This window comes from Kibdelosporangium persicum (genome assembly GCF_013280595.1).
Classification (GTDB): Bacteria; Actinomycetota; Actinomycetes; order Mycobacteriales; family Pseudonocardiaceae; genus Kibdelosporangium; species Kibdelosporangium persicum.
The window spans coordinates 84,043-91,810 of record NZ_JAAATY010000001.1 but is presented as its reverse complement, the minus strand read 5'-3'; the positions used below and the strand labels follow the sequence as shown (position 1 = coordinate 91,810).

Here is a 7,768-nt window from a genome sequence, read left to right as displayed (position 1 = left end):
AATTCCTCTACGCCCGCACCTGGACCAGCGAACAACAACGCACAACCGCCCTCACGGTCTGGAATGTGCACTACAACTACCATCGACCCCACACTGCCGCCGGAAACCAGCCACCAGCCACCCGGCTGCGCACCGGCGTCACCAACGTCATGGCCTCATACACCTAGTCACCAGATCGATCACCCGCGCGTGCAGTGTGTCGAGGTAGAGCTCGGACTCCGGCTTCATCAGCACGCTGCGCAGCACCCTGGCCCGGTCGGCGTCGGCGGTCACCTCCGGGTGACGCCGGCGGAAGTCCTCCCGGCTGACGGACAACACGCTGAGGAACACCGGCTCGCTGTCCGCGGACATCCCCTCGCGCATGACCCGCCGCGAGGTCTCGTCGATCTCGCTGATCGAGTCCGCGGTGCCGAAGTAGCCGACGATGTCCAGCTCAGGCCGCTGGTACAAGGTCAGCTCGGCACTGGCGTCGATGATGTCGGCCCACCGGCTCGCCGCGCGCCGCCCGGCGGCGAGCACCGCGCCGAGACCGTCCACAGTGGGCGGAATGAGCTGGAACGTCAGCCACAGCGCGGCCGCCGCGGCACCGGCCCGGGAACACTCCAGGCTGATCTCCCCGAGATGCAGATCATCGGAGGTGAAGTACGTGTAGGGCGAGTCGTGCAGGTAGAACCGGCCGACGGACGGATCACGGAACAACACCGCCCCGCAGCCGTAGGGCTGAAGACCGTGCTTGTGTGGATCGACCACAATGGAGTCACAGTCCCCGATGGCCTGCCACGGCGCCGGATCAAGGTCGTCGACCAGGATGAAGAACCCGCCGTACGCGGCGTCCACATGCACCCGGACGTCATACTTCCGCGCCACGGCAAGGATCTCGTGCACGGGGTCGATCGCCCCGAGACCGGTCGTGCCCGCCGTGGCCACGACCGTGCCGATCTTCCCGGTCCGCAGGACCTTCTCCAGGTCGTCGAGGTCCATCCGGCCGGCACTGTCCACCCCGACCTTCGTCCCCTCGATGCCGAGCACACCGCACATCCGGCCGTGCGTGTAGTGACTGTCCACACTGAACGCCACACCTTTGCCAGGATGGGATTCCCGTGCCACAAAAAGGGCTTCGAGGTTGGCGATGGTGCCGCTCGACGTCAGGTGCCCGAGATGCTCGCCGTACCCGAACATCGTCGCCAGCTGCCCCACGACCTCCCGCTCCATCTTCGCGGTCGCCGGTCCGCCGTCGAGGGCGTGGTTGTTCGGGTTGATCAGCATGGCGGCGACGTAGCCCGCGACCGCGGCAGGGTGCGGCGGCTTGAGCATCTGACCGGCGTAGCGCGGGTGGAAGAAGGGATAGTTGTCGGTCAGCCGTCCCGACAGGACGTCCAGCACGGCCTCGACCTGAGCGTCACTCACCTGCAGTGAAACGTGTTCGGGCATGTCGCCGAACTGCTCCGCCCACTTGCGATGGTTGTCCAGCACACGGCTCAACGCCCGCCGCAGATCCATCCCCGACTCCCGTCTCGTGTGGAGCCAAACTACAAGGCGGCACCGGCGACGACACCAGCCATGCCCCCGGCCCGTTACGTGCAACCCGGGAGTTGCGCCTCACCGCGCCGATGTGCAACCATCAAGTTGCACACAGACGGAGGAGGCAGTCATGGTTGCGGACACCATCGAGCGCGACATCACCATCGCCGCGCCGATCGAGAAGGTGTGGTCGGCGCTGACCGAGGACAAGCACGTCAAGGAGTGGTTCGGCCAGGAGGCCGAGATCGATCTGCGGCCGGGCGGCGCGATCGTGTTCGGCTGGACCGAGTACGGCCGGTTCCGCGGCAAGGTCGAGGCGGTCGAGCCGCCACACCGGTTCGCCTACTGGTGGGCGCGTCCCGAGGACACCGATCCCACGTCGGGCAACCAGACGCGGGTCGAGTTCATCCTGTCCGAAGAGGGCGGCGGCACGCGGCTGCGGGTCGTCGAGAGCGGGTTCACCACGCTGGAGCGGGATCAGGAGCTGTCGCTGAAGCAGAACACGGAAGGATGGCGCATCGAACTCGACGAACTGCGTGCGTACGTCGAAGCCTGACAGGAGCGGACGATGACCAACGGTGTCGACGAGGTGCTGGCAGCGCTGGCGGATCCGACCCGTCGACGCCTCCTGGACGCCCTCGCCACACGCGGCGAGGCCACCGCCACCACGCTGGCCACCGACGTCCCGGTGACCAGGCAGGCGATCGTCAAGCACCTCGCCGTGCTGCAACAGGCCGGTCTGGTCGACGGCGGCCGTCAGGGTCGCGAGGTGCGCTACTCGGTCAAGTCGGACCGGCTCGCCGCCACGGCCGACTGGATGGCCGGCCTCGCCGCCGAATGGGACCGCCGCCTGGCCACGATCAAGCGGATCGCGGAGTCGTGACCGACAGGTGCCGTGAACTGGGGACGAGCGCCGCCGCGGCGGGCGCGAGGAAGCACATCGCGGCGCACACGACAAGCACAGCGGTCAAGCCGAAGGCGTCGATGGAGGGGGCGATGGCGGCCAGGCCGACGGGCGCGAGGCCGTAGGAGACCAGGAAGTCCAATGAGGACACCCGGGCCAGTTTGCCCGGGGCGACCTCCCGCTGGGTGGCGGTGAACCACGGCACGTTGAACAGTTCGATGCCGATCCCCACGGCCACGAAGGCCGCGACGATCACCGCTGGGTGCACCGGGAAGAGCATGCTCAGCGGCGCGAAACCGAACAGGGAGAGCCCGGCTAGGGCCACCCAGCCCTGGTTTCGCGGCCGCCAGCGGGCGACGACCAACGCACCCAGCAAGGCACCGATCGAGTACGCGGTCATGCCCGCCGCCAGGACCGCTTCGGTGCCGTAGCGGTCGCGGCTGACCAACGGCAGCGCGATCGCGATCGACGACTGCCCCAACGCCGCGGTCATGGTCAACGCGGCGAGCCCGGCGAGGAACCACGGGTGCCTGCGTGCTTCCCTGAGTCCGTCAAGGAATTCCCGGTGCAGCTTGTCGCGTTCACGACCCACGTGCCGGGCGCCGCGCGGCGGGCAGAGCGCGACGATCAGCCACAGCACGCAGGTGCCCAGCAACAGGCCGGACGTGGTCACCACCGAAGCCAGCAGAGCGGTCACTCCCGGCGCGATCAGGGTGGACACGCGGACCGCGAAGGTCATGGCCGCATTCGCCTGCTGCCGTTGGGAAGCGTCCACGACGTCGGCAGTCAGCGCCTGGAACGCCGGGCGGCACGCGCCCTGGCCCGCGCCGAGCACCACCGCGGCGCAGGCCATCAGCGGCAATCCGCCGTACGCGATCAGCGGTGTGCTCACGATCGACAGGACACCGGACCAGAACACGATGCCGCGCCGGGAATACCGGTCCGCCAGCACACCGCCGACCGGGACGGCCACCAGGAAACCGGCCATCCGCGCCGCGAGCACGATCCCGAGCGCGCTCGCGGTCAGGGTCCGTTCGAGGACGGCCAGGCCAAGGATGAACGGCAACGCCCATGTCGCGACGCTGGACGCGGTCGTCGCCAGCCAAAGCCGGAGGAAAGCGGGGTTTCGGAGGACGGAACGCTTCGCCGGTGGCGTGGTCACCTCACTACAGTGGCATGGTCCCGCGCCGCGATGGCGAACATTCTGACGATCGGATGCGGTTGGTTTTCCGCCAGTTCCGGCTGGAACAGCGTGGCCAGGAAAAACGGGTGATCGGCCAGTTCGGCGATCCGCAACTGCCCGTCCTCGTCGACTCCGGTGACCCGCAGGCCATGCGCTCGCAGAGTCCGCAAGTACTTGTCGCTCAAGCCATACGCGCAGTGATAACGCTCGATCGTCCGTCCCGCGCCGAGAATCCGCTGGGCCAGGGAATCCGGCAGGACGGTGATCGCGCCTTCGTGGCCGACCAGCGAACATGTCAAGGGAACAATCAACAGATCGCCCGCTTCCGGCTCGTTTTCTCCGTGGTGGACGTCCAATCCGCACACGTTCCTGGCGAATTCGAGCAAGGTGTGCTGCAGTCCGGCGCACGTTCCCAGGAACGGGATCTTCTCTTCCCGCGCGATTCGCACGGCACGCAGCGCACCGGCCTCGCTGGCGTACGGGCTGCCCGGGACCAGCCAGATCGCGTCGAACCGCGCCACCGACTCGTCGACGTCCTCGGTCGGGATCCAGTACGCGTCCAGGCTCACGGTGTCGGCCAACGCTTCGAGCAGCAGGGGAATCCGCGTGTGCGCCCGTACCGCCGCCGACCGGTCCCCCACCAACGCAAGTCGTGCTGTCATGCGGTCATCCTCACCCGCGGGGACAGATCAGCACCAACGATGATCCCTGCACCAGCCATTAGCGATACTTATCGGCGTGGACGCCCATCTGCTGAGGACCTTCGTGGCGGTGACCCGATGCGGCTCCTTCTCCCGGGCCGCCGACGAACTCGGGTACACCCAGTCCGCGGTGTCGCAGCACATCGCCGCGCTGGAAAGCGACCTGGGCACACCGTTGTTGAGCAGACGGCCGGTCCAGCCGACGGCGGCGGGCCGGCGGCTGCTGGAGCACGCCGGTCCGATCCTCGTGCGACTGGCCGCGGCCCGGGCGGAGATCACCAGGATGACCCAGGCACCGCCGGACCGGCTCGTGGTCGGCGTGTCCCCCTTGGCGTTCGTCCCGGAGGTCGTCGGCGCCAACCACGTCCGGGTCCTGCCACGGGTCGAGGTCGTCACCGGTGTCGCGCAGGGAACTCTGGACCTCGGCCTGGTCGACGGCATCACCGCACCCAGTGATCCGCTGAACCTGCCGGACGTCGCACCGCTGGCCAAAGCCGGTGTCGCGGAGCGTCCGCTGGCCGTGGTCCTGCCCGCGGACCACCCACTCGCCGGGCGGAAGCACGTGAAGCTCGCGGATCTCGCTGACGCACAATGGATCGACGCGCCCGAGTCGGCGATCCCGCTGGCGCAGCTGCGCGCGGCCAGTGGCACAACCGGATTCCGTGCCGCGCTGCGCTACGAAGGCACACACGTCCCCGGGCTGCTGGAGATGGCGACCGCGGGCCACGGTCTGGCGCTGCTGCCCCAGACCATGGTCGGCGGACTGCCCGCGGTGCCCGTGACCCGCTTGGTGCACCGCGTGGAACGACTGACTATGCCGACTCAGCCGGGATCAGGTCGATCCGGTGTTCGATGACGGGGTAGCCGGCCTCCGTGATCCGCCCGAGGGCCGCCGCCCCTAACGGCGTAGCCGGCCCGGCCGCCACCGGCTTTTCGGCCTCGACGCCGGCACCAGCAGGCAGTCACCAGGGACGTCGCGCCCGTCCAGCTCAGCGGGGTTGACACTGCACAACCCGGCGAGCCTGATCACGTCCTCCTCGGTCGGGATGCCGTCGCGGTCGCCGATGCCGAGCTCGAGTTCCTCGTCGGTCCGCGGGCCGACGTCAGTGGTCACCTCCCCGGACTCACCGAGATAGCAGTAGACCCGCTCGACCCGGCCCTGGTCGGCTCGTGCCCAGCCATGGATCTCGACCACCCGGTGGGTGACGAAACTCCGGACGGTCCCCAGTTCCACGCTGACCTTGGCGAACCACTCGCCGAACCCGTCGGCCGAAGGGTCGGGCAGTATCGGCCCCGGCCGGGAGAGCACCAACGTCCAGCCGTCCACCGGTGGTGTGAGCAGGACCGAGCCCTGGTACGCGGCTTCGACACCGTCCTGCCAGCCGACCGTCCCGCGCTCCGGCATGCGTAAGGCGTCCGCGACCACATCGGCCGGCCGGTCCCGCACAGCCAGCCACGTGGCCTTGTAGCCAAAGGAAACCGCGTTCATGACGGGCAGATTATCGGGGCGCCCGGTCCTCCGGCGTGGGAAGGACGTGTCCCCGCACAGTCGATTGATGACATCCGCACATCGGTTTTGCGCATGCCGCTGACCACGCTGGACGTATGAATAACATCGTGCGCGTGGAGCCGTCGCTGCGAAGGGCCAGGGCGGTCACGCTGGGCTCGCTGGCGGTGACCGTGCTGAGCAGCCTGCTCACGCCGGGGATCGGGATTCTGCGGGAACAACGCCCGTTGTGGATCGTGCTCGGCACGATCGGCGTGCTCGCCTTCGCGATCGCCCAGGCAGGAGCCCTGTACACCACGGTCACACCGTGGCTGACGGAGAAGACCAGGCGGCGGCTGCTGATCACGTTCGCGGTCGCTTCGGTGGCGTCGCTGCCTCTGACGGCGCCGGTCGGCGCCGGTCGGTGGGAGACGTGGGCGTGGATCGGCGGCTCGCTTCTCGGTTCGCTCCCGATGCTCAAACCCGGGCGCCTGCCGGGGATCGGGGTGACGGTCGCGGTGACCGTGGCGGCGCTGCTGGTGGCCGACCGGCCGGTGGCGGCGCTGGTGATCCTGACCGGCATCGCCGCCGCGGTGTTCACGATGAGCATCGTGCACCTCTGGCTCTGGGACATGCTGCTGCAAGCACGCAAAGGCCGGGAGGCACAGGCACGGCTGGCCGCGACCGAGGAGCGGCTGCGCTTCGCCCGCGACGTGCACGACGTCCTCGGGCACGACCTGTCGGTGATCACGTTGAAGGCCGAACTCGCGGCGCGGCTCGCGCCGGTCGACGCCGCCGCAGCCGCCCGTGAGGCCTCCGACGTGCAACGACTGGCCACGAAAGCGTTGGCGGACATGCGCGAAGCCGTGCACGGCTACCGAGCCGTCGACCTGGCTGCACAGCTCACCGCGATCGCCGACGTGCTGCGGTCCTCCGGAGTACGCTGCACGATCACGCAGCCATCCGGCGAACTGCCGCAAGCGGTCGCCACGCGGCTCGCGCCGGTGCTGCGTGAGGCGAGCACCAACATGTTGCGGCACAGCCAAGCCAAGTGGTGCACGATCGACGTGACACGTGACGGCGAAGAGGTGCGGATGACGGTGACCAACGACGGCGCGACCGCGACAGCGCCCGACCGGCACAGCTCCGGCCTGGCCGGGCTCGCCGATCGGCTGGCCGAAGCCGGTGGACGGCTGCGGACCGGGACCCAGGACGGCGTGTTCACCCTCGAGGCCACGGTACGAGCGTGATCCGGGTACTACTCGCCGACGACGAGGACCTCATCCGCACGGCATTGGCCGCGTTGCTCGACCTGGAGCCTGACCTCGAAGTGGTCGGGCACGCCTCGGACGGCCGGGCCGCGGTCGACGCCGCGCTGGCGCACCGGCCGGACGTGGCCGTGATCGACTTGGCGATGCCCGGGCTGGACGGCATCGAGGCGGCCGCGGAACTGGCCAAGGCGATGCCTGGCTGTGCGGTGGTCATCCTGACCGGGCACGGCCGTCCGCAGCACCTCAAGCTCGCACTCTCCGCGGGCGCCAAGGGTTTTGTGCGCAAGGGATCGCCCGGCGGCACGTTGGCGGACGTGATCAGGCGGGTGCACAACGGCGACCGTTATGTGGACCCGTCGCTGGCGGCGGACGCGCTGACGGCCCCGGAGTGCCCGCTGACGCCGCGTGAACTGGAAGTGCTGCGGCTTGCCGAGTACGACACACCGGTGGCCGTGATCGCCAAACAGACCCACCTGTCCAACGGGACGGTCCGCAACTACATCGCCGCCGTGATCACCAAGCTCGGGGTGTCGAGCAGGGCGGAAGCCGTCCGGACCGCACACGAGAACGGCTGGCTCTGAAAAACCCTCGTGAGTGGTTATCAGGGTTAGAACCCGGATAACCACTCACGAGGCGCTACCAGCGCACGAGGGCTTAGTTGCACTACCGTGCCGTCGCGGTGAACCAGTGGCAACTGGTGAA

Annotated in this window: 10 protein-coding genes; 6 read left to right on the top strand and 4 right to left on the bottom strand. The window is 68.8% G+C overall.

The genetic code is table 11. The annotated features are described in order from the left end of the window. On the top strand, positions 1-167 hold a 167-nt coding region (locus GC106_RS00485; protein ID WP_173123161.1), incomplete at its 5' end, for an integrase core domain-containing protein. Here the strand turns inward: GC106_RS00485 and GC106_RS00480 are convergent. Then, positions 148-1,500, bottom strand: a complete 1,353-nt coding sequence (locus GC106_RS00480) for a pyridoxal phosphate-dependent decarboxylase family protein (RefSeq protein WP_173123159.1) — start codon at positions 1,498-1,500, stop codon at positions 148-150. The two genes, GC106_RS00485 and GC106_RS00480, sit on opposite strands and share 20 nt — an antisense overlap. 151 nt (positions 1,501-1,651) lie before the next feature. Between GC106_RS00480 and GC106_RS00475 the strand changes: the two genes are divergently transcribed. Both GC106_RS00475 and GC106_RS00470 read left to right on the top strand, forming a co-directional pair. Continuing rightward, on the top strand, positions 1,652-2,077 hold the full coding sequence (locus tag GC106_RS00475) for an SRPBCC family protein (protein WP_173123157.1): 426 nt from the start codon (positions 1,652-1,654) through the stop codon (positions 2,075-2,077). 12 nt (positions 2,078-2,089) lie between these two features. Next, on the top strand, positions 2,090-2,404 hold the full coding sequence (locus tag GC106_RS00470) for an ArsR/SmtB family transcription factor (RefSeq protein ID WP_173123155.1): 315 nt from the start codon (positions 2,090-2,092) through the stop codon (positions 2,402-2,404). On the opposite strand, the gene GC106_RS00465 is transcribed toward GC106_RS00470, so the two are convergent. After that, positions 2,382-3,587: an MFS transporter gene (locus GC106_RS00465; protein ID WP_173123153.1), complete on the bottom strand. Its 1,206-nt coding sequence runs from the start codon at positions 3,585-3,587 to the stop codon at positions 2,382-2,384. The two genes, GC106_RS00470 and GC106_RS00465, sit on opposite strands and share 23 nt — an antisense overlap. Beyond that, entirely contained in the window at positions 3,584-4,270 is a 687-nt protein-coding gene (locus GC106_RS00460; protein ID WP_173123151.1) for a CTP synthase C-terminal region-related (seleno)protein, read from the bottom strand. The genes GC106_RS00465 and GC106_RS00460 overlap by 4 nt, the downstream gene beginning before the upstream one ends. 76 nt (positions 4,271-4,346) lie before the next feature. Here GC106_RS00460 and GC106_RS00455 point away from each other — a divergent pair, with 76 nt between their 5' ends. Beyond that, a complete protein-coding gene (locus tag GC106_RS00455) occupies positions 4,347-5,165 on the top strand; it encodes a LysR family transcriptional regulator (protein WP_173123149.1) in 819 nt (272 codons plus the stop codon). 42 nt (positions 5,166-5,207) lie between these two features. Here GC106_RS00455 and GC106_RS00450 read toward each other — a convergent pair whose 3' ends face one another. Then, positions 5,208-5,798: a hypothetical protein gene (locus GC106_RS00450; RefSeq protein WP_173123147.1), complete on the bottom strand. Its 591-nt coding sequence runs from the start codon at positions 5,796-5,798 to the stop codon at positions 5,208-5,210. Between the two features lie 116 nt (positions 5,799-5,914). Here GC106_RS00450 and GC106_RS49175 point away from each other — a divergent pair, with 116 nt between their 5' ends. Both GC106_RS49175 and GC106_RS00440 read left to right on the top strand, forming a co-directional pair. After that, entirely contained in the window at positions 5,915-7,045 is a 1,131-nt protein-coding gene (locus tag GC106_RS49175; RefSeq protein ID WP_173123145.1) for a sensor histidine kinase, read from the top strand. Next, positions 7,042-7,647 (top strand): response regulator transcription factor, encoded by a 606-nt coding sequence (locus GC106_RS00440; RefSeq protein WP_173123143.1) that lies wholly within the window; start codon positions 7,042-7,044, stop codon positions 7,645-7,647. Before GC106_RS49175 ends, GC106_RS00440 begins: the two co-directional genes overlap by 4 nt. Positions 7,648-7,768 lie beyond the last annotated feature (121 nt).

Coding starts and splice junctions, on each gene's coding strand:
- GC106_RS00480 (WP_173123159.1), bottom strand. CDS start 1,500: ATGGATCTGCGGCGGGCGTTGAGCCGTGTGCTGGACAACCATCGCAAG.
- GC106_RS00460 (WP_173123151.1), bottom strand. CDS start 4,270: ATGACAGCACGACTTGCGTTGGTGGGGGACCGGTCGGCGGCGGTACGG.
- GC106_RS49175 (WP_173123145.1), top strand. CDS start 5,915: ATGAATAACATCGTGCGCGTGGAGCCGTCGCTGCGAAGGGCCAGGGCG.
- GC106_RS00450 (WP_173123147.1), bottom strand. CDS start 5,798: ATGAACGCGGTTTCCTTTGGCTACAAGGCCACGTGGCTGGCTGTGCGG.
- GC106_RS00470 (WP_173123155.1), top strand. CDS start 2,090: ATGACCAACGGTGTCGACGAGGTGCTGGCAGCGCTGGCGGATCCGACC.
- GC106_RS00475 (WP_173123157.1), top strand. CDS start 1,652: ATGGTTGCGGACACCATCGAGCGCGACATCACCATCGCCGCGCCGATC.